General features: G+C 50.4%; 12 protein-coding genes. 6 read left to right on the top strand and 6 right to left on the bottom strand.

Annotation, left to right across the window (positions count from 1 at the left end; all coding sequences use genetic code 11):
• Positions 1-37: 37 nt before the first annotated feature.
• A complete protein-coding gene (locus F0L74_RS30190) occupies positions 38-1768 on the bottom strand; it encodes a M14 family metallopeptidase (protein WP_149841603.1) in 1731 nt (576 codons plus the stop codon).
• Between the two features lie 245 nt (positions 1769-2013).
• On the bottom strand, positions 2014-2268 hold the full coding sequence (rpsT, locus tag F0L74_RS30185) for a 30S ribosomal protein S20 (RefSeq protein WP_149841602.1): 255 nt from the start codon (positions 2266-2268) through the stop codon (positions 2014-2016).
• A gap of 314 nt (positions 2269-2582) precedes the next feature.
• On the opposite strand from rpsT, the gene F0L74_RS30180 reads away from it, so the two are divergent.
• From F0L74_RS30180 to F0L74_RS30170, 3 genes are all read left to right on the top strand, one after another.
• On the top strand, positions 2583-5339 hold the full coding sequence (locus F0L74_RS30180) for a 2-oxoglutarate dehydrogenase E1 component (RefSeq protein WP_149841601.1): 2757 nt from the start codon (positions 2583-2585) through the stop codon (positions 5337-5339).
• Between the two features lie 77 nt (positions 5340-5416).
• A complete protein-coding gene (gene odhB / locus F0L74_RS30175; RefSeq protein WP_149841600.1) occupies positions 5417-6979 on the top strand; it encodes a 2-oxoglutarate dehydrogenase complex dihydrolipoyllysine-residue succinyltransferase in 1563 nt (520 codons plus the stop codon).
• 93 nt (positions 6980-7072) lie between these two features.
• Positions 7073-8242, top strand: coding sequence for an RsmB/NOP family class I SAM-dependent RNA methyltransferase (locus tag F0L74_RS30170; RefSeq protein ID WP_149841599.1), 1170 nt, complete (start codon positions 7073-7075; stop codon positions 8240-8242).
• 38 nt (positions 8243-8280) lie between these two features.
• On the opposite strand, the gene F0L74_RS30165 is transcribed toward F0L74_RS30170, so the two are convergent.
• The 4 genes from F0L74_RS30165 to mnmA all read right to left on the bottom strand — a co-directional run bounded on the left by F0L74_RS30165 (position 8281) and on the right by mnmA (position 16689).
• The gene (locus tag F0L74_RS30165) at positions 8281-9978 is read right to left on the bottom strand and encodes a S8 family serine peptidase (protein WP_149841598.1); all 1698 of its coding nucleotides are present in this window, start codon (positions 9976-9978) and stop codon (positions 8281-8283) included.
• A 164-nt stretch (positions 9979-10142) separates the two neighbouring features.
• Positions 10143-11795 (bottom strand): glycosyl hydrolase family 18 protein, encoded by a 1653-nt coding sequence (locus F0L74_RS30160; protein WP_149841597.1) that lies wholly within the window; start codon positions 11793-11795, stop codon positions 10143-10145.
• 262 nt (positions 11796-12057) lie between these two features.
• Positions 12058-15420: a glycosyl hydrolase family 18 protein gene (locus F0L74_RS33420; RefSeq protein WP_188316227.1), complete on the bottom strand. Its 3363-nt coding sequence runs from the start codon at positions 15418-15420 to the stop codon at positions 12058-12060.
• A gap of 174 nt (positions 15421-15594) precedes the next feature.
• Positions 15595-16689 carry a tRNA 2-thiouridine(34) synthase MnmA gene (mnmA, locus tag F0L74_RS30145; protein ID WP_149841596.1) on the bottom strand — a complete coding sequence of 365 codons (1095 nt, stop codon included), beginning with the start codon at positions 16687-16689 and terminating at the stop codon, positions 15595-15597.
• 252 nt (positions 16690-16941) lie between these two features.
• Between mnmA and F0L74_RS30140 the strand changes: the two genes are divergently transcribed.
• Genes F0L74_RS30140 through F0L74_RS30130 form a run of 3 tightly spaced genes read left to right on the top strand, consistent with a single transcriptional unit; the run spans position 16942 to position 20938 of the window.
• On the top strand, positions 16942-18456 hold the full coding sequence (locus tag F0L74_RS30140; RefSeq protein WP_149841595.1) for a tagaturonate reductase: 1515 nt from the start codon (positions 16942-16944) through the stop codon (positions 18454-18456).
• Positions 18457-18494: 38 nt separating this feature from the next.
• Complete coding sequence (uxaC, locus tag F0L74_RS30135) at positions 18495-19889, top strand: glucuronate isomerase (protein ID WP_149841594.1); 1395 nt, start codon at positions 18495-18497, stop codon at positions 19887-19889.
• A gap of 53 nt (positions 19890-19942) precedes the next feature.
• Complete coding sequence (locus F0L74_RS30130; RefSeq protein WP_149841593.1) at positions 19943-20938, top strand: sugar kinase; 996 nt, start codon at positions 19943-19945, stop codon at positions 20936-20938.
• The last annotated feature ends 1 nt before the right edge of the window (position 20939 follow it).

Genomic DNA, 20939 nt, shown 5'->3' with positions numbered 1-20939 from the left:
GATATTGGCCGCCACTTTCACATTGATAAGCTGTGTATCATTTTACAATTCTGAATACCGGATATCGCAGAAATCCGGGCTCCGCATACTGTGAATGGCGGTATACAAAATCCAATTGAGCAGCGCCATTATTCGCAAAGGCGGTATCTGTTGCCCTGCGTTTTTCCAGTTCGGCTTTTACTTCCGGATGGTGTTGTAAGTATTCTGCGCCGGTATCTTCAAATACGTAACTGGAGTAGCCTTCCTTTTGTGTAAGGATAGCGTCGAAGAAATTCCAGGCAAAGAAGGAATCGCCGCCGGTGGGTTCCAGTGTTTCCATAAGGTAACGGTTGGCTGTTTGATCCATAGGGATATAATAATCGCCTTTACGGAATGCGATGCGTTCGCGTGTAACTGTGAGCTTTACCTGGTTATGCAGGTAATGTTTTTCAAAGGGCCGCGCAGCGGTTTTATAATCGTCAATATGATATACCTCTACTTCTATGGTGGTATCGTTTGCCAGGCGCCGCATGGTTACATGGCTGTTCTTTAGGAGATCGGTCACGGTCCACCAGCCTTGCGGGATGATGTAGGCCTCTGGCTTCTGTACGAAGTTGCCGGCTGTAGCATAGTTATAGAAAGGGATCTGCCGTTCGTAAGGCTGGCTGCGATCATAATAGAGGCGTGGCTGTCCGGAAATATCGCTGGTCTTATGGCCGGCGGTAAAGCCTTTAAAGGTAAGGGTGCTGTGCCGGCTCATATCTGTTTTCCATTCCAGGGGAAAGGTTGACTGGGTTTTTACTGCCAGCTTGGTCTGTTCACGCAGGTTTTTAATAGCATCGCTATGTTCGCTTACAAACTGGATAAAACATTCCATCAGTTCATAGGTAGCCTTTACGCGCTGCGGATAGGGCTTGAGCATATGTGTTTCCGGTACAAAACCAAAGGTGTGGAACAGGGTGGTGTATCCGCTGGAATAGCGGGGACCGTCAGCATATTCCGTCCAGCCGCTGTCTGGCGTTTCGCCAAAATGGTTTACGTAGGGGATCAGGTCATATCCTCTTGCCTTCATTAATTTATACAGGCCCGGCTCGAACTCCTTATTCAGGAATTCGCCCATGGGGCCGCCCAGTTTGTCGTGCTGGGTGCTGAGCAGGGTCATTACATGCTGGTAGTCTGCGCCATTGCTGACATGGTTGTCCACAAATACGTCTGGGTCCGTAAGCTGGTAGATCTGCTGAAAGGAGCGGGCATTTTTGGAGTCGCATTTAATAAAGTCCCGGTTAAGGTCCAGGTTTTGTCCGTTACCGCGGGAGCCAAAGGCCTCCGGGCCGTTCTGGTTAACCCGGAAGTCCCGGCTGCGGTTCAGACTGCCGCCTATATTGTAAACGGGTATTACGGCCAGCACCACATTGTCTGGCAGGTGCTTTTTGCCCTGGGCCAGGTCGCGTAACAGCATCATGCTGGCGTCAATACCGTCCGGCTCACCGGGGTGTATTCCATTGTTAATGAGGATAATACGTTTGTTCTTTTTGTGCAGGCTGTTAAAGTCAAAATCGCCCTGGGGGGAATAAATGACCAGGTGCAGCGGGTAGCCAGCGTCTGTGGGCCCCATTTCCTGCATCTTTATCTGCGGAAAGCGTTTATCCAGCTGCTCGTAATAGCTGATACATTCCGTGTAAGTGGCCGTTTCCAGGCCCTGGGTACGTTCAAAGCGGGTAAGCAGGTCCTGTGCGGACGCCTGCAGGTATAGCATGCCGCATACGGTAGCGATCAATAGTTTTTTCATCCGTTCAAGTTTATCTTTTGTTAGTCCGGGAGCTCGGGGCAGCAGATCTTGTTGTATGGTAAGCGCGGGTGAGCTCCGTCCGGAGGGTTAAAATACTCAAAGGCGTTCATATATCATATGGTTGATATGCTTTTAGGGATAGACGGAAACCGGGGTCTGTAGATAGGGGAGAGTAGGGGAAACAAAAAAGCCCTTCCTGGTTTACAGGAAGAGCTGGAGTGCATATCTTTATAATAAGGCGGCGATTAAGCCAGGGTGTTCACCTTCTTAGCCAGTTTGCTCTTCAGGTTAGCAGCCTTATTTTTATGGATCACATTACGTTTAGCCAGCTTGTCGATCATAGCTACCACGCTTGAAAGATCTTTCTCAGCGGCGGCTTTGTCAGTCAGCGTCTTCAAATCACGGATGGCATTACGGGTTGTTTTACCGTAGTAACGGTTACGCTCATTACGCTTTCTGCTCTGACGTACGTCTTTTTTCGTTGCTTTATGGTTTGCCATTTTTCAATTTTCAGTTTCAGGAGGGCAAAGGTAAAGATTAGTTTTTTAGAAAACAAAAATTATATCCTGTGTGCCGAATGGAAGGTAAAGATATCGTCCGGGTTACCACATCTATATAATATATTTCAAATGTATTTGTGTCTCAGGTCTGCTCCATCACAACCGATATGGCTGTTTTTACCCATAAAGACAACTAAGATTTTACTAGCGCTTTAACAAAAAACACGCGATATTTGCAATCCAATATTATAATGGGTATCAAATTTCACCAGACAGCGTAATTTGAACCGAAGACTAAGCAAAACTCGTTGTAAATGAAGGACTTCTCATTTGTCACTAACTCGCACCCTGCTTACATTGAATCGTTATACCAGGATTACCGGAAAGATCCTCAATCTGTTGATCCTGAATGGGCGAAATTTTTTGAGGGATTTGATTTTGCGGTATCTAATCAGAATGGAAAAGCAGCAGGTTCGGCGGTGGCGGCAGGTAGCAGTGCTTTACCGGTATCCAGCGACCAGCTTACCCGGGAATTGAACGTTTACAGGCTGATACAGGCCTACCGTAAAAAAGGCCATCTTATCTCCAAAACCAATCCTATCCGCGAAAGGAAAAACCGCCAGGCCAACCTGGATATCACTTTCTTTGGCTTTAGCGACGCGGACCTGAAAACAGAATTCTTTGCTGGTCAGGTACTGGGCCTGGGTAAAACCACCCTGGAAAACATCGTAAACCGGTTAAAACAGGTATATGCCGGCCCCGTTGGGTTGGAATTCACTTATATCAACGACGCCAAAAAGATAGAGTGGCTGCAGCGCGAAATGGAAAATACGCTGACCCAGCCCGTTCCGCTGGAAAAGCGTAAACGCATTCTCCAGAAGCTGAACCAGGGCGTTATCTTCGAAAAATTCCTGCATACCAAATATATCGGGCAAAAACGCTTTTCGCTGGAAGGCGGCGAAAACACCATTACTGCCCTGGACGCCATGATCAATGCCGCATCTGAGCTGGGCGTACAGGAAGCCGTAATTGGTATGGCTCACCGCGGCCGTCTGAACGTGCTGGCCAATATCCTGGGCAAGACCTATGAGCAGATCTTCAATGAGTTTGAAGGCCTGGCTACCCCGGATATCACCATGGGCAGCGGCGACGTAAAGTACCATCTTGGATTTCACTCTATAATAGATACCCCTGCCGGCAAAAAGGTAAACCTGCAGCTGCTGCCTAACCCTTCGCACCTGGAAGTGGTAGACCCGCTGGTGACAGGTTTTGCCCGCAGTAAGGCAGATGTGATCTATAACAGCGATTACGACCGCATACTGCCTATCCTGATCCATGGCGATGCCGCTGTTGCAGGTCAGGGCGTAGTATATGAGCTGGTGCAGATGAGCAACCTGAAAGGTTACTATACCGGCGGTACCATGCACTTTGTGATCAATAACCAGATAGGGTTTACGACAGATTTTGATGATGCGCGCTCATCCGACTACTGTACCAGCGTTGCAGCCATTGTGCAGGCGCCGGTATTTCACGTGAACGGCGATGACGCCGAAGCCGTGGTAAAAGTGTCTGAGATAGCCACCCGTTTCCGCCAGGAGTTTAACTGTGATATTTTTATTGACCTGCTTTGCTATCGCAGGCATGGCCATAACGAGGGCGACGAGCCTAAGTTTACCCAGCCCAGCCTGTATGCGCTGATCGATAAACATGCGGATCCCCGCGAAGTATATACCCAGTACCTGCTGAAGAATGGCGAGAATGACGCGCAGGACCTGGCAAAAGAAATGCAGAAAGTATTCTGGGCAGACCTGCAGGAAAGACTGGATGAAGTAAAACAGCATCCGCTGCCTTACAGCTATCAGAAACCGGAGGAATGGTGGGCCGCGCTGCGCAAAGCCACTCCGCAGGATTTTGACCAGTCGCCGGTAACTGCTATCAAACAAGAAGATTTTACCCGCCTGTTCAATAGCCTGATGCAATGGCCCAAGGAGTTTGTGCCTTTGCGTAAGGTGGACAAGCTGCTGAAAGATAAGATCAAACTGTATGAGACAGAAGGTAAGGTAGATTGGGCTACAGGCGAACTGCTGGCCTACGCCAGCCTGCTGATGGAAGGAAAGGACGTGCGCATGAGCGGTGAAGACGTACAGCGCGGCACTTTCTCCCACAGGCATGCCATCCTGTTTGATGAAAATACGAACGCTACTTATAACCGCCTGGGCCACTTGCAGGAAAAGCAAGGCCAGTTCCGGATCTATAATTCCCTGCTGAGCGAATTTGCCGTAATGGGCTTTGAATATGGTTATGCTATGGCCAACCCCAATACCCTGGTATTGTGGGAAGCACAGTATGGCGATTTTGTGAACGGTGCACAAACGGTAATAGATCAATACCTGACCAGCGCAGAGCAGAAATGGACCACGCAGAACGGCCTGGTGCTGTTACTGCCTCACGGTTACGAAGGCGGCGGACCGGATCACTCCAATGCCCGTCCGGAGCGCTTCTTACAATCCTGTGCAGAGTATAACATTGTAGTTACGAATATCACCACCGCGGCTAACTTCTTCCATGCGCTGCGCCGCCAGCTTACCTGGCAGTTCCGCAAACCGCTGGTGAACTTCTCGCCCAAGGCAAACTTGCGTCATGCCGGCGCTTATTCTACCATGGCGGATTTCACTACCGGCGGCTTTAAGGAAGTGCTGGATGATCCGTTTATTGAAGACGCGTCACAGGTGAAGAAAGTGCTGTTCTGTACCGGTAAGATCTATTTTGACCTGAGCGAAAAGCAGGTAAAAGAAGGCCGTAAGGATGTAGCCATTGTTCGCCTGGAGCAGCTGTATCCGTTACCGGTAGCCCAGCTGGAAGCCATTAACCAGCGTTATAAGGGCGCTACCTGGTTCTGGGTACAGGAAGAGCCGCTGAACATGGGCGCCGCGTCTTATCTGCAGATGAACCTTAAGCAGCTGAATTATGGCGTTATCAGCCGTAACCCCAGCGCCGCCACCGCTACCGGTTATGCCAAAGTGCACAACCGTGAGCAACAGGAGATCATTGATACAGCATTCAATATCTAACGTAAAAGATGGGCCGCAAAAATGGTCATGTACCGGTTTTTGCCCTACATATATAATTGCAAACAGAAAACTGAAATATGGTTGTCGAAATCAAAGTTCCTACGGTAGGAGAATCTATAAGCGAGGTAACAATTGCGAAGTGGTTGAAGAAAGACGGGGATTATGTGCAGCAGGATGAGGTGTTATGTGAAATGGAATCGGAAAAGGCCACCTTTGAACTGAATGCAGAGAAAGCAGGGGTATTGAAGATCGCGGCCCCGGAAGGCGCTACATTAAAGATCGGTGATGTAGCCTGTACTATTGATACCGATGCAGCAGCCCCCGCATCCGCAGCACCTGCTGCAAAAGCGGCTACTGCGGCGCCCGCAGCAGCGCCTGTTGAAACGGCAGCGCCTGCAGGTCCTCCCCCGGCCAATAAGGGAACTATTGATATGAAAGTGCCCACCGTAGGAGAGTCCATCAGTGAAGTGACTTTAGTGAAATGGTTAAAACAGGATGGCGACTACGTGGAGCGTGATGAGGTACTTTGCGAAATGGAATCTGAAAAAGCCACTTTTGAGCTGAATGCGGAAGAAGGCGGGATCTTAAAACGCGTAGCAAAAGAAGGTGACGTACTGAAGATAGGTGATCTGGCCTGCCAGATAGATACGAACGCCGCCCGCCCGGCCGGCAAAGCAGCTCCTGCTGCCGCCAAGGCAGAAGCGCCTAAGGCCACCCCGCAGGTGCAACAGGCGCCGGTAACAGCCATCCCGGATAATATCAAAACTACCCCGGTAGCGGCCGCCCTGATCGCAGATAAACATGTGGACGCGTCTTCCATCAAAGGCAGCGGCGCCCATGGCAAGATCATGAAGGACGATGTATATGCTGCTCTTCAGAACCCTGGCGTAGCCATCGGCAAAGAACTGTTTGGCCGTGCAGAGCGCAGGGAGAAGATGAGCAACCTGCGTAAGACGGTATCCCGCCGCCTGGTAGAAGCCAAGAATACTACGGCCATGCTTACCACCTTTAACGAGGTAGACATGACCCGTATCATGGAACTGCGTGCGCAGTATAAAGAATTGTTCAAAAAACAGCATGAGGTGAACCTGGGCTTTATGAGCTTCTTCACCAAAGCGGTTTGTTTTGCACTGCAGGAGTTCCCTTCTGTAAATGCATATATTGACGGCGAAGAGCTGGTATTCCATGATTACTGTGATGTATCCATTGCGGTATCTGCGCCCAAAGGCCTGGTAGTACCGGTGATCCGCAACGCGGAAAGCCTGGGTATGGCAGAAATTGAGAAGAAAGTGGTGGAACTGGCTACCAAAGCCCGTGAGAACAAACTCACCATGGATGAGATGACCGGCGGCACCTTCACCATCACTAATGGCGGCGTATTTGGTTCCTTAATGAGCACGCCCATCATCAACATACCGCAGTCTGCTATCTTAGGCATGCACAAGATCCAGGAGCGCCCCATGGCTATCAATGGCCAGGTGGTGATCCGCCCGATGATGTACTTAGCGCTGAGCTATGATCACCGCATCATTGACGGCCGTGAGTCTGTAAGCTTCCTGGTAAGGGTGAAGGAAATGCTGGAGAATCCGGAGCAGCTGCTGTTCGGAAAAGATCCGCTGAAGGCATTGCTGAAACTGTAACAAGCCAACTTTAAAATAGGAGGGGCTGTGTCAGATCATTGATACAGCCTCTTTTCATTTTATGTACAATCACATTCCAATTACCTTTGTACTATGACCCGATGGGAAAGTTATCTCGTATCCGCGACACGCGTAATAGATGGTTATGATGGCACGTTGCCCCTGCACCATTTCCTGAAGCAATTCTTTAAGCAAAACCCCCAGATGGGCGGGCGCGACCGGCGCTGGATATCACAGCTGGTTTATGCATTTTACCGTATGGGGCACCTGTGGAAGGGCATTATGCCGGTGCAGGACAGGATACTGTCAGGCCTGTTCCTGTGCGAGACCCAAGGTAATGAGATATTGGCTGCTTTCCGCCCGGAGTGGAATGAGCAGGTGAGCCTGACCCTGCCGGAAAAGCTGGCTATAGTAAGCTTTAATGGCGAAACGGTTACACCTGCTGCCATTTTTCCTTTTGCGGATGAACTATCTGCCGGGATAGACGCGGCGGCTTTTGCCAATGCGTATTTTGTACAGCCCTATCTTTTTATCCGCGTGCGCAAACAACAGCAACAGGCTGTTACAGCGTTGTTACAGGAAGCCGGTATTACTTATGAATGGCGTACAGATGATCTGCTGGCATTGCCTAATGGTACCAAAATAGAGACCCTTATTCCCCGTAAGGATTGGTATGAGATACAGGATGCTTCGTCCCGGGAAACGGGCCGGCTGTTTAAACCAGCGGCTAAGCAGCAATGGTGGGACTGCTGTGCCGCCAGTGGCGGAAAATCGTTGTTGCTGCTGGATACCGCGCCGGCTGTGCGGCTTACGGTAAGTGATGTACGTTCTTCCATCCTGGAAAACCTGGCCAACCGTTTTTATGCAGCGGGGGTACAATTTGACGAGCGTAAAGTACTTGATCTTACACAACCGGTACCCAAAGGTACCTTTTCCCATAGCGGGTTTGACGGCATTATCCTGGATGCGCCCTGCAGTGGTTCCGGTACCTGGGGCCGTACGCCGGAGAACCTGTATTTCTTTGAGCAAAGACGTATTGCTACTTTCCAATCATTACAACAACGGATCGCCACCAATGTAGCACCGCTATTGAAGCCAGGCGGCGCACTGATCTATATTACCTGCTCTGTTTTTAAGCAGGAGAATGAAGAAGTGGTGAAATATATCTGCGAACAAACCGGCCTGCAATGGCAGGAGGGCGGGCTTATTGCCGGGTATGAGAATGGCGCGGATACTATGTTTGCAGCGAGGCTGGTGAAATGATGTGCAGATGAAATGCAGCAAAGACGATTATCCGCGCATCAGTACTTCATTAGTTTCACTACCTCCCGCTTTGCTCCCTGTACCATCCGTAAATAATACATTCCCGTGGGCAGCTGCTGCAGCCCCGTTTGTGAGCTAAAGTAACCGTATGCGCCATAAGATGATAGCAACCAGTTTTTGGTAACCCTGCCGCCAGCGTCTATCAGCTGCATATGTACCGGGTCCTGGCTTGTTGAGGAACTATAGTATACGTTAAACTGGTTGCGGAAGGGATTAGGAAATACCTTGATGGGGCGGGAACCCAGTTGCTGGCGGATATAGGCGGTGTCCTGCATTTCCTTTTTCAACAACGTATCATAGGCGGCCCTGAAATCCGGTATGCCATAGCCAATGCGGTTATCCGGGCTTGTATATTGACTGGAGGAGGCTTTTACGGCCTGCAGTATCTCCATATTGCTGCGGCGGGGAAACGCCTGCCACAGGCAGCTAACAAGGCCTGCAATGGTGGGGCAGGCAAAGGAGGTACCGTTGCCGCTGCCGATAGAGCCATCTGTATCTACCAGTATGGTACCTACGCCCAGTCCGGCTACCTCTGGTTTAATACGCCCATCGGCGGTAGGGCCAAAGCTGCTGAAGGCGGCTACCTGCCGCTGGCTGTTCACGGCGCCTACGGTTAATATACTATCTGCATCTGCGGGCGCGAGCAGGTATTTCCAACCCAGATTACCTTCATTACCGGCGGAGTTTACCACGATCATCCCTTTGCGGGCCGCCATATCAGCTGCACGGGTAACAGGCAGCGTGTGACCATCTAACTGCGCGTAGGTATGGTCGTTTTCCGCTTCATCGAACGTATTGTAACCCAGGGAAGAGGAGATCACATCTACCCCCAGGCTATCTGCGAGCTCCGCGCCGCCCGCCCAATTGGTTTCTTCTATGGGCTGTTCTGTGCCTTCTTCCTCAGTGCGTAACAATACATAGCTGGCTTCCGGCGCTGCGCCGGTCATTTCGCCGGGCAGGTTGGCGGCCAATATAGAGAGGCAGTGGGCCCCATGATCATCATAGTTATATACATCTGTATCCCCATTGGTAAAGTTGCGGGTGGCCACTATTTTTTGGTGGCTGCGCAGCCATTCAAAGGCGCGGTTGCTGTTTACGGAAGGGAAACCGCCATCCAGTACAGCTATCAGCATACCATCGCCCCGCAGGTTTTTGTCATGCAGGTATTCGCCTTCGTGCAGGTGTATCTGCTCATATGCGCTGCCATAGTCAATACCGGTAGCGCCGGTAGTGCGCGCAGGAGCAGTTACCCGGTTTCCTTGCTGCATACCGCCGCCAGGCATAGCGATGTAGGGGGACATACGCTCCGAGCTCCGGTCTAACATCCGTACAAACGGAAATGCGGCTATCTTTTCCAGGGCCGCCCGGTCATTGGTGCGGATCACGGCCTGGTTAGACCAGCGTAAAGTATACAGCAGCTGTACATTGCCAACCTGGAGTATGCTGTCAACATAGGCCGGGTTCACCGGCAGGTCTGTACTGTCTATGCTTATATGCTGGCGGGCGCGCCGTTGCAGGGCCCTGGGCGATAAGTAGCCGGCAGGGTTATCCAGCTGGTAAGGAGAATTGTGTTTATCGGTAAAGGCGATCACATAGCGCGGCGCCTGTGCCGCAACCTGTAAGCCGGTGGCCAGTAGGGTCGTGATAAGGTAAAAGGACAATACAAATATTTTCACACTGGTGCTTTATTAGATTTAGATCTTAAGGTTTCCGGCTTTGCAGTAAGGTGCTTCTGTAAATTAGTCTATCCCGGTGAAATTTCCATGATGGCAACCATCCCTTCAAAATAAAAAGGGCCGGATAATAATATCCGGCCCGTGTTGCTTTCTTGTTGTGCTTGTTATTGTATGATGATCTTTTTGGTGAACGTGTGTGCGCCATTGGTAATGGTCATGATATATAAACCACTGGCAATATTGCTGGTAGATATATTCAACACACCACTATTAGCTTTTTGATGGGACACCACTTTTTTATTTACGTCCAGGATAGTTACCTGTACCGGTTGTGTAGCATCATATTTCTCCATTTTAACCGTTGCCGTACCACCTTTTACGATGGGGTTAGGGTAAACGGTAGCGGTACCTGCTTTGGCATTTTCCACTTCAGGCGCTACGGTTGCTGCTGCAACGGTAGTTCTGGCGGCAGCGCCTACTGCGCCCCACCGGAAGGCTTCCCAGCCCTGTATGGTAGCCCGGTTGCAATTCATGGCCTGTGTACCGTTCTCAGAAGAAACGTACATGCCGTTATTGCCGCGCAGGGAGATGGTACCATCCTGGTTAACGATCCAGTCGAACGCTTCCCAGCCCTGTACTGAAGGCCTGTTGCACGTCATAGGTTGCAGGCCATCTTCAGAAGAAACATATTTACCCTGGTTGCTCAGCGCGATCTTGCCGCCGCCGGCGTCTACTACCAGGAACTGTTCCCAGCCCTGTACGGTTGGCCTATCGCACATCATGGGGGCTACTCCATTTTCAGACGTTACGTACTGGCCGTTGAAGCCCTGCAACCAGATAGTCTGGCCGATAGGCGCATTACCGGGTTGTGTAGGCGGATTGCCGCCACCGCCACGTTGTACTACAACATCGTGGATAGCGCTCAGCAGGGAGTTAGCGCCGCTTACGTCGTTAGACAGTTCCCAGATCATAACACCACCGCCATTGTCAAATGCCAGGTTGGTTTTGTTCTTCATGGTAGGGATACCGTTGTAACCTTCGCCATTAAAGGAGTCTGAGTTAGGACTGGCGCCCATCTGCAGCAACTGCCAGTAAGGATACCAGTTAGGCCTTGAATAAAAAGGCACACCCAGTACCGCTTTTTCTTTGGATAAACCGCGGTTCCTCCAATAGCTCAGGGAAGTTTGTGCATAGTTATAGGTAGAGTGGTTGGGACCATCTGCATCATATGCCATGATGTTCAGGAAATCCACTACCGGGAATACGCTGCTTAAGATACCGCCGCCGGTACCGCCCTGGGCTACGATGGCAGCCGTAAGCAGTTTGCTGCGGCTATGCATAGCGGTAGACAGTTGGGTCATCAGCGTTACATAATCGTTGGCGGATTGTGTGTTAGGATCCGGGTATTCCCAGTCGATATCCACGCCATCCAGGTTGTACTGGTTCACGAGGTTTACCAGCGCGTTCACAAAGGTGGTACGTGAGCCGCTATTAGCAGCCAGACCATGGAAGCCTCCATCGTTACCATTGTTCCAGCCGCCTACGGAGATCATTACTTTAACGCCGGCTGCATGTCCCCTGCTCACGATGGTCTGCAGTCTTCCGGGATCAGGTAAGCCCTGCAGGGTACCGTTGGTATTAGGCAGGATAAACGCATAATTGATATGCGTTAATTTGGTGTACTGTACGGCATTCAGGTCTACATTGCCCCAGGAAGGGATGTAACCTATTACCTTGAACTGGCTAAAGCCCTGCCAGGAAACGCCCAGCAGCAATAGCAGCAACAATAGGGATCTTTTTAATAAGGTGTGCTTCATAATAGAATGTTTAAGGTTAAAGAGTAAAAACAAGAAAGCACTGCCAGCAGGTCGCCGGCAGTGCTTTGATTGTTTGTGGTATGATGGTATTCAGTATAGATCAATAGGCCATTGATAACGTGCCTTAGCGGCATATGCAACAGGACAGACTTGCTCAGAAAAGATCTTTTCATAAGATAGCGTTAGTCGCATAAGGAAAAACAGGTAACAGCGGAAAAGCACTGCCGGTTAGTACCAGGCAGTGCTTTTGCAGGTTATAGGTTTATTGCACCACGATCTTCTTCGTGTAAGTGTTGGCGCCATTGGTGATGGTCATGATGTATAACCCAGCGGCTATATTGCTGGTGGGTACACTCAGCACACCGCCGGTGGTTTTCTGGTAGGATATTACTTTCTTGTTAACATCCATCAGCATTACCTGTACGGGCTGGCTGGCATCATATTTTTCTACCCTTACGGTAACATTACCGCCTTTTACGATAGGGTTAGGATAAACAGATGCAGTGGTCAGCTTAGTTTCAGGCGCTATTGCAGCAGCCGCAAAAGTAGTTCTGGCGGCAGCGCCTACAACGCCCCAGTTAAAGGCTTCCCAGCCTTGCGGAGCAGGTCTGTTACAGGTCATAGGCAGTGTAGCGTCTTCAGAAGAAACGTACAGGCCATTGCTGCCTCTCAGGGAGATGGTATTGTCTGCGTTAACGATCCAGTCAAATCTTTCCCAATCCTGGATGATGGTAGCGGCACAGGTCATATCCTGTGTACCGTTGCCAGAGGTAACATATTTACCCATGTTGCTCAGTGCGATCTTACCGTCGCCGGCGTCTACCACCAGGAACTGGTTCCAGCCAGCTACCACGGTAGCGTTACACCACATGGGGCCTACGCCGTTCTTGGAGCTTACATACTGACCATTAAAGCCCTGCAGCCAGATAGTCTGGCCGATAGGCGCGCCTGTAGTGGGAGGATCCACGGGGCCGCCATTACCGCCTCTCTGTAACACTACGTCATGGATAGCGCTCAGCAGGGAGTTAACGCCGCTTACGTCGTTAGACAGTTCCCAGATCATGATACCACCGCCATTGTCAAATGCCAGGTTGGTTTTGTTCTTAATGGTAGGGATACCGTTGTAACCTTCGCCGTTAAAGGAGTCTGAGTTGGGGCTGGCTCCCATCTGCAGCAGCTGCCAGTAAGGATACCAGTTAGGCCTTGAATAGAAAGGCACGCCCAGTACTGCTTTTTCTTTAGGTAAGCCACGGTTTATCCAATAGCTCAGAGAGGTTTGTGCATAGTTATAAGTCGAGTGGTTGGGACCATCTGCATCATAAGCCATGATGTTCAGGAAGTCCACTACCGGGAATACGCTGGAGAGGATACCACCGCCGGTACCGCCCTGCGCTACGATGGCAGCAGTAAGCAACTTGCCACGGCTGTGCATAGCGGTAGACAGTTGGGTCATCAGCGTTACGTAGTCGTTGGCGGATTGTGTGTTAGGATCCGGGTATTCCCAGTCAATATCCACACCGTCCAGGTTGTATTGTGCAACCAGGTTTATCAGCGCGTTTACAAAAGTAGTACGTGCGCCGCTGTTGGAAGCCATGCCATGGAAACCGCTGTCATCGCCGTTATTCCATCCACCTACGGAGAGCATTACTTTAACGCCGGCCGCATGGCCTTTGCTTACGATGGTCTGCAGCCTTCCGGGATCAGGCATACCTTGCAGGGTGCCATTGCTGTTAGGCAGGATAAAGGCATAGTTGATATGCGTTAATTTGTTGTACTGTACGGCATTCAGATCTACATCGCCCCAGGAAGGTATGTAACCAATTACTTTAAAGTCGCTGGTTCCGGTGGGCGGCGGTGTGGTAGTGGTATCGTCACCCGGTTGATCCGGAGGCGTAGTACCACCTACTTCGCCCCAGGTGAAGGCTTCCCAACCCTGGATGTTCTGACGGGTACAGGTCATAGGCTGTGTACCATTCTCAGAAGAGATATACAGGCCATTGCTTGCACGCAGGGAGATAGTGTTATCTGCATTTTTGATCCACTCAAATTTTTCCCAATCCTGTGGAGCAGGCCTGTTGCAGGTAATAGCCTGTTCGCCATTCTCAGAGGATACAAATTTGCCCTGGTTGCTCAGGGTGATCTTACCGTTGCCGGCGTCTGATACCAGGAACTGTTCCCAGCCCTGAACATCAGGCCTGTCGCAGGTCATGGGGCCTACGCCATTGGCAGAAGTTACGTACTGGCCATTAAAGCCTTTAAGCCAGATGGTCTTACCGATCGGGCCCTGTGATGCAGGTGGCTGGATGCCAGGCGCTACAGCGGCGATGGTACCGTTGTTAGGCACACAGTTGGCAAACTTAATGTTGTTCAGGATAGCGCTCATAGCACTGGCGCCATTCGTTAAGTACGGAGGATTGATGTGCATCAGCGCAGCATTCTCCTGGGTATCAAAACGTTTATAGGTCCAATGACACCAGCCAATACCCATGGAGTTCATGGATCTGATGTTGTCGCTCAGCCAGGTGTTGTTGTTTTCGCCGGTTTCACCTACCCATACCGGTACGTTATTGGTGTTACGGAAGTTCACCATGGTACCGATGAGGTCAATCTGGTTTTTATCGCCTGTGTTGACAGCGGTAGCTGAAGTAGTGCTGCCGTAACGGTGCGCATTGTAAATCAGGTTGCCCCTGTTGCTGAATGTGAAAGGTTCCATCCAGTTGTAGTTGTTACCCCAACCGTTGCCTTCTATCATCAGCATGTGGTTGTCGCCCTGGGCGCGCACGGCGTTGATCAGGCGCTCAAACAGGTCATGTATCCAGCGGTTGTCCGGCACATTGTTAGGCTCGTTGATCAGGTCATAAAAAGCTACCACGTCGTTGTTCTTGTAGCGGGCAGCCAGGCGTTCCCAAAGACGAACAGTGATGTCTTTATAGATCTGTTTGTTCCACAGATCGTTCCCAACCAGCGCATCGGAGATATTGGCATCCGTGCCCTGTGAGCCGGGTGCGGCGTGCAGGTCCAACACCACGTAGATGTTGTTGGCAGCCGCCCAGCTTAACAGATTGTCAATAACGCGGAACCCTTCCAGGTTGGCGTCATTAAACAGCTGGTTGCTGTTATACCAGGTAGTGAGAGAGTTCACATAGTTGGTATAGTTGCTTTGGTTACGGATAGCGCTGTTACGTACGGAGCGCTGTGCGGTGGTGAGGAACAGCTCATAGTGCATGGGCAGGCGCACCACGTTAAAGCCTTTTGAAGCAATAAAATCGATGTCTGATTTCGTAACGAAATTATCGCGCCAGCCCTGGTAGAATGCTTCTACCTGGGCTTCCGTCTGGCCCTGGTTATACAGCATTCTTTTAAAAGAGCCTTGCGTGCCGCCAGTGCCAGGGTTGATCATGTAGCCTTCCTGCAGCACCCAGCCGCCAAGGCCTACACCTTTCAGGATCACTTCCTGGTTGTTGGCATTTACAACGCGTGTCCCTTCGGCACGCAGCCTTGTCAACTGGGCGCTGGCCCTGTTAATACCCAGGCATAAGGTCAGCAAAAGAAAGGGAATACAATACAGGTAGAGATAGGGCGCACGGCTTCGCCTGCCGTGCAGGATAGTAGAACGGTTTCTCATAGACGGTTCTTAGGTTTTTAGTTTACAATAATGGTCATAGAACTCCACGCATAATTGCGGGGACGCTACTAGTCGCATGAGTGTGCAACAGGTACCATCTTGTCAAGCAAAATAAATGTGAGAGTTGCCAAAATTGACAAAATAAAAACCCAGGAACCAGATGATGATATGGTATTACATCCGTTGGATGATACCACCGCCTATTACGTCGTCTCCGTCGTAGAATACGGCCGACTGTCCGGGTGCGATACCTTTTACCTGTTCGTAAAAGCGTACGCGGATCTGCCCGTTCTCATCGTGATACAGGTTGCTAAGGGCGCCTTTATCCTTATAACGGATCTTGGTGGTGGCTTCCAGCCCTTCGGGGATGTGATCGTATTTGATCATGTTAATACCGGCTACCTTCATTTCGTGCTGCTGCAGGTCTTCTTCTTCGCCCAGCACCACGGTATTTGTTTCGGGGATAATGCCGGTAACGTATACGGGCCGGCCCAGGGCAATATCCAGGCCTTTACGCTGCCCTACGGTATAAAATGGGTAACCTTTATGCTGACCCAGGACGGCGCCGTCCTTTGATACGAAGTTGCCGCCGTTCACCTGCTCTTCCAGGCCTGTTACCCGGCGCTTCAGGAAACCACGGTAGTCATTGTCCGGTACGAAACAGATCTCATAGCTTTCCGCTTTTTTAGCCAGTTCCGGATAGCCAAAGTCAAAGGCCATCTGGCGGATCTCTGTTTTGCGGTATTTGCCCAGGGGCAGCAGGGTACGGGCCAGTACATCCTGTTGCAGGCCCCAGAGTACATAACTCTGGTCCTTCAGGTCGTCAATACCTTTGCTGATGACGTGACGGCCATTCAGCTCGCGGATCTGACCGTAGTGGCCGGTAGCGATGAAGGCACAATCCATAGCGTCTGCCCTTTTCAAGAGCGCGCGCCATTTAATATGGGTATTGCAAAGCACGCAGGGGTTGGGGGTGCGGCCTGCCAGGTATTCTTCTACAAAGTTATTGATCACAAAATCGCCAAACTCGTCGCGTATATCCAGCACAAAATGCGGAAAACCATGATGTACGGCAGCGGCGCGGGCGTCGTTAAAAGAATCCAGGTTACAGCAACCGGTCTCCTTTTTACTGGAACCGGCGGATGCATAATCCCAGGTCTTCATGGTGATGCCCACCACTTCATATCCTTGCTCGTGTAACATCAGCGCGGTAACGGTACTGTCAATACCACCGCTCATTGCCACCAGCACTTTGCCATTTCTGCTCATAGTTTGGTCCTTTATAAGGGTGCAAAGTTAGTGAAAATCCTGCCATTGCCTGCCGGCAGGTTATCGATACTGCCAATGGGCGTATTGAGATGGATTATAGGTAAGGTTTGTCACATATCACTACTATAGAATATGCATACTTTCTTGCTTTTATTTGCGCTTTCTTTGTCTTTCCGTCATTTTTATTGTAAAAATTCTAAAAGCTAGGCTTATATTTATTGGGTAAAGTATTAAATATTATAAATTAGTTCCATGTTGCCTGTATTAAATAAGGATCTCGCGCTGCAACGGCCCGATCTTGAAATTCCTGCCAATTATTTCACCTACCCTGAAAAAGTGCTGCAATTCGGTACCGGCGTGCTGTTGAGAGGGCTGGTTGACTATCTTATAGATAAAGCCAACAAACAAGGGATCTTCAAGGGAAGGGTAGTAGTGGTGAAATCCACAGACGGCCCCACCACAGAATTTACCGCACAGGACAACCTGTACACTACTCATATTAAAGGCGTATCTCAGGGAGAGCTGATCAACAAATCCCTTGTAAATGCTTCTATTAGCCGTGTTCTGCAATCGAATGCAGAATGGGCAGACGTGTTAAAGACCGTCCATCAGCCTGAATTACAGGTGATTATCTCCAATACTACGGAAGTAGGGATCCAATATGTGGAAGAGAAGATCAGCGCCGGCGTACCTGCCTCTTTTCCGGCCAAACTGCTGGCCGTACTCTGGGAGCGGTACCAGTATTTTAAAGGCAGCTCTCACACCGGTTTTGTGATAGTGCCTACGGAGCTGGTGGTGGATAACGGCCGGCTGTTACAGGAAATAGTACTTAAGCTGGCCGCTTTTAACGAGTTGCCGGAAAGCTTTAAACAGTGGATCAAAACCGATAATCATTTCTGTAACTCGCTGGTAGACCGTATTGTCCCCGGCAAACCTCGTGACCTGGACGCGCTGCAGGAGAAAGCAGGGTATACGGACGGGTTGTGGATAGATGTAGAGCCTTTCCTGCTTTGGGCAGTGGAGGGGGACGAATACGTTCGCCAGGTATTATCCTTTCAACAGGCCGATGCACGCATGCTCATCGCCTCCAGTATTACGCCTTACCGCGAGCAAAAGCTCCGGATCCTCAACGGTAGCCATACCATCTCTGTGCCTCTGGCCTTCCTGGGCGGCTTAAATACCGTATATGAATGTATGGAGCACCCCTATATGCGCAGTTTCTTCCATACGGTAGTCATGGAGGAGATATTGCCTACTATACAGGATATTTGTCCGCAGGCAGATAGTTTTGCACAGGACGTGCTGGACCGTTTTGCCAATCCTTATATTGCGCATAAGCTTATCAGCATCACTTTCCAGGAAAGCTCCAAGATGAACGCCCGCAATGTGCGTACCCTGGTACGCTATTATGAGCGGCAACAGGCCCTGCCGCCGGCCATGTGCCTGGGTTTTGCAGCCATGCTGCTGTTCCTGCGCCCTGTGAAGGAAGAAAGTGGTAAATATTATGGCGCCCGGGGAGCAGAAGAATATCTAATTACAGACGATAATGCCGCTGTTTTTGCCGCACACTGGCAAGGCATAACAGCTGCAGATGGCAGCGCCGTAGCGGCGATGGTGCAGCAAATATGTGCCGACAGCCGTCTTTGGGAGACGGACCTTACGCAGCTGGAAGGCTTTGCCGCCGCTGTAACCGGCCACCTGCTGGGCATGCTGCAGGAAGGCACAATTACCTATGCCGCCGGCAGAAAAGTAATTGCTAATCAGTAATTACTAATACTATTTGGTTCACGTTATATGAAACAGCTATGAAGCAGTTCTTATCAGATGATTTTTTGTTGCAAACAGAAACAGCTAAACGTTTATACCATGAGTATGCGAAAGGCATGCCCATCATCGACTATCATAACCACCTGCCACCGGATGAAATTGCCGCAAACCGGCAGTTTGAGCATCTGACCGCTATGTGGCTGCAGGGCGATCATTATAAATGGCGCGCTATGCGGGCCAATGGGATCGCGGAGGAGTTTATTACCGGCAACGCAGACCATCTTACCAAATTCAAACATTGGGCCGCTACGGTGCCCTATACGATGCGCAACCCGTTGTATCACTGGACGCATATGGAGTTGCTGAACCCCTTTGGCGTTAAGCAATTACTGAATGCAGACAGTGCAGCGGCCATCTATGACCAATGTAATGCACAGCTGCCGCAATGGACCACGCAAGCCCTGCTGGCGCATTTTAAGGTGGATGCGTTATGTACCACGGACGATCCCTGCGATACGCTGGAGCATCATAAAGCCATACAACAGCGTAATCTAAACACCAAGGTATTGCCTACATTCCGGCCGGATAAGGCCGTGGCGGTGGATGATACAACTGGTTTTAACGCGTATGTGAACAAACTGGGCGCTGCCGCCAATATGGAGATCAGCAGCTATGAAACCCTGCTGGAGGCCCTGCGTAGCCGTCACGATCATTTTCATGCGATGGGCGGCCGGTTATCCGATCACGGCATCAGCACTTTCTATGCAGCCCCTTTTACGGCGGCAGAGCTGGAAAAGACGTTTGCCAAAGTAAAGGCCGGCGGTAATGCTACACCGCAGGAGGCCTTGCAATTTAAAGCGGCCACCCTGCATTTTATTTGTGAATGGAACTTTGAAAAAGGCTGGGCCCAGCAATTCCATGTGGGCGCCATCCGTAACAATAACAGCCGTTTGTTACAACAGGTAGGCGCAGACGCCGGCGTGGACTCTATTGGCGACTGGCAGGTAGCGGAAAGTATGTCTGCCTTCCTGGACGGGCTGGATAAAAAAGGCAAGCTGGCTAAGACCATTGTCTATAACCTGAACCCCGCCTATAACGAGGTATTTGCCACCATGGCGGGCAATTTCCAGGATGGTACCGTACCGGGCAAAATACAGTTTGGCTCCGGCTGGTGGTTCCTGGATCAGAAGGATGGGATGGAAAAGCAGATGAACACCCTCAGCAATATGGGACTGTTAAGCCGCTTTGTAGGGATGTTAACAGATTCAAGAAGTTTTCTTTCGTACTCCCGTCATGAGTATTTTAGGCGTATTTTGTGTAACCTTTTAGGGAATGATGTAGAGAACGGGGAATTGCCCGCAGACATTCCCTGGCTGGGCAAAATGGTGCAGAATATCTGCTATCATAACGCCAAAGGCTATTTTACTTTCTGATAACGTGTGATGGTATCACCTGTAGTAGTTCTAAGAATCAACATAAGTATTTGATGAAACCGGTAAAAGTTATTTCATACGGAGAGATATTGTTTCGTTTTTCACCGGAGTGGGACCAAAACCTGTCCGCACTCTATATTGGCGGCGCGGAAGCCAATATGGCCGCCTCTTTGGCGCGCTGGGGCACGCCTGTAGCTTACCTGAGCAAGGCGCCGGAAAACGGTCTGTCGCGCCAAGTAATGCAGGAGCTGGAAAAGGCCGGTATTGTTACAGACCGCATGTTATGGGGCGGCGACCGTATAGGCGCTTACTATTTAGCACAGGGCAGCGATCTGAAGCATGCCGAAGTTGTATATGACCGTAAATATTCCGCTTTCAGCGAAATACAGCCAGGTACGGTTGACTGGGACCAATTGCTGGAAAATGCCAGCTGGTTCCACTGGAGCGCCATTACACCGGCGTTGAGCCAGCAGGCTGCCACCGTTTGTAAAGAGGCGCTGGAAGCAGCCTCCCGTAAAGGCTTAACTATCTCCACCGATCTTAATTACCGCAGTAAGCTATGGCAATACGCCAAACCATTCCAGGTAATGCCGGAGCTGGTGCAGTATTGCGATGTGGTAATGGGCAATATCTGGGCCGCGCATAATATGCTGGATACCGCGCTGGATACGGTAGCGCTGGAGCAGAACAGTAAAGACATATACCTGGAGCAGGCGATAAAGGTAGCCCAGGAAATAACGGAGAAATATGCGCGTTGTAAACATGTGGCATTTACTTTCCGTTTCTCTGATGCGCCTACGCATAACCTGTATTACGCCACGTATTATAACAACGGGAAACAAACCGTTTCCAAACAATACGAGACCAACGACGTCGTAGACCGCGTAGGCAGCGGCGACAGCTTTATGGCGGGTCTGATACACGCGCTGCTGGAAGGGTATGATGCGCAGCAGGTAATTGCTTTTGCAGCAGCATCCGCTTATTCAAAGCTGTTTGTAAAAGGAGATTTTAACAAGACCGATAAAGCAGCAATCTTAAAACTTATTTAGT

The sequence above is a fragment of the Chitinophaga agrisoli genome, assembly GCF_008386695.1.
Classification (GTDB): Bacteria; Bacteroidota; Bacteroidia; order Chitinophagales; family Chitinophagaceae; genus Chitinophaga; species Chitinophaga agrisoli.
This window is presented reverse-complemented; position numbering and strand designations above follow the sequence as displayed.

What these genes read in the sequence shown, in the direction of transcription:
- F0L74_RS30180 (WP_149841601.1), top strand. Translation starts at nt 2,583, where the DNA reads ATGAAGGACTTCTCATTTGTCACTAACTCGCACCCTGCTTACATTGAA.
- rpsT (WP_149841602.1), bottom strand. Translation starts at nt 2,268, where the DNA reads ATGGCAAACCATAAAGCAACGAAAAAAGACGTACGTCAGAGCAGAAAG.
- uxaC (WP_149841594.1), top strand. Translation starts at nt 18,495, where the DNA reads ATGAAGCAGTTCTTATCAGATGATTTTTTGTTGCAAACAGAAACAGCT.
- F0L74_RS30190 (WP_149841603.1), bottom strand. Translation starts at nt 1,768, where the DNA reads ATGAAAAAACTATTGATCGCTACCGTATGCGGCATGCTATACCTGCAG.
- F0L74_RS30160 (WP_149841597.1), bottom strand. Translation starts at nt 11,795, where the DNA reads ATGAAGCACACCTTATTAAAAAGATCCCTATTGTTGCTGCTATTGCTG.
- F0L74_RS30170 (WP_149841599.1), top strand. Translation starts at nt 7,073, where the DNA reads ATGACCCGATGGGAAAGTTATCTCGTATCCGCGACACGCGTAATAGAT.
- F0L74_RS30140 (WP_149841595.1), top strand. Translation starts at nt 16,942, where the DNA reads ATGTTGCCTGTATTAAATAAGGATCTCGCGCTGCAACGGCCCGATCTT.
- F0L74_RS30130 (WP_149841593.1), top strand. Translation starts at nt 19,943, where the DNA reads ATGAAACCGGTAAAAGTTATTTCATACGGAGAGATATTGTTTCGTTTT.
- mnmA (WP_149841596.1), bottom strand. Translation starts at nt 16,689, where the DNA reads ATGAGCAGAAATGGCAAAGTGCTGGTGGCAATGAGCGGTGGTATTGAC.
- odhB (WP_149841600.1), top strand. Translation starts at nt 5,417, where the DNA reads ATGGTTGTCGAAATCAAAGTTCCTACGGTAGGAGAATCTATAAGCGAG.
- F0L74_RS33420 (WP_188316227.1), bottom strand. Translation starts at nt 15,420, where the DNA reads ATGAGAAACCGTTCTACTATCCTGCACGGCAGGCGAAGCCGTGCGCCC.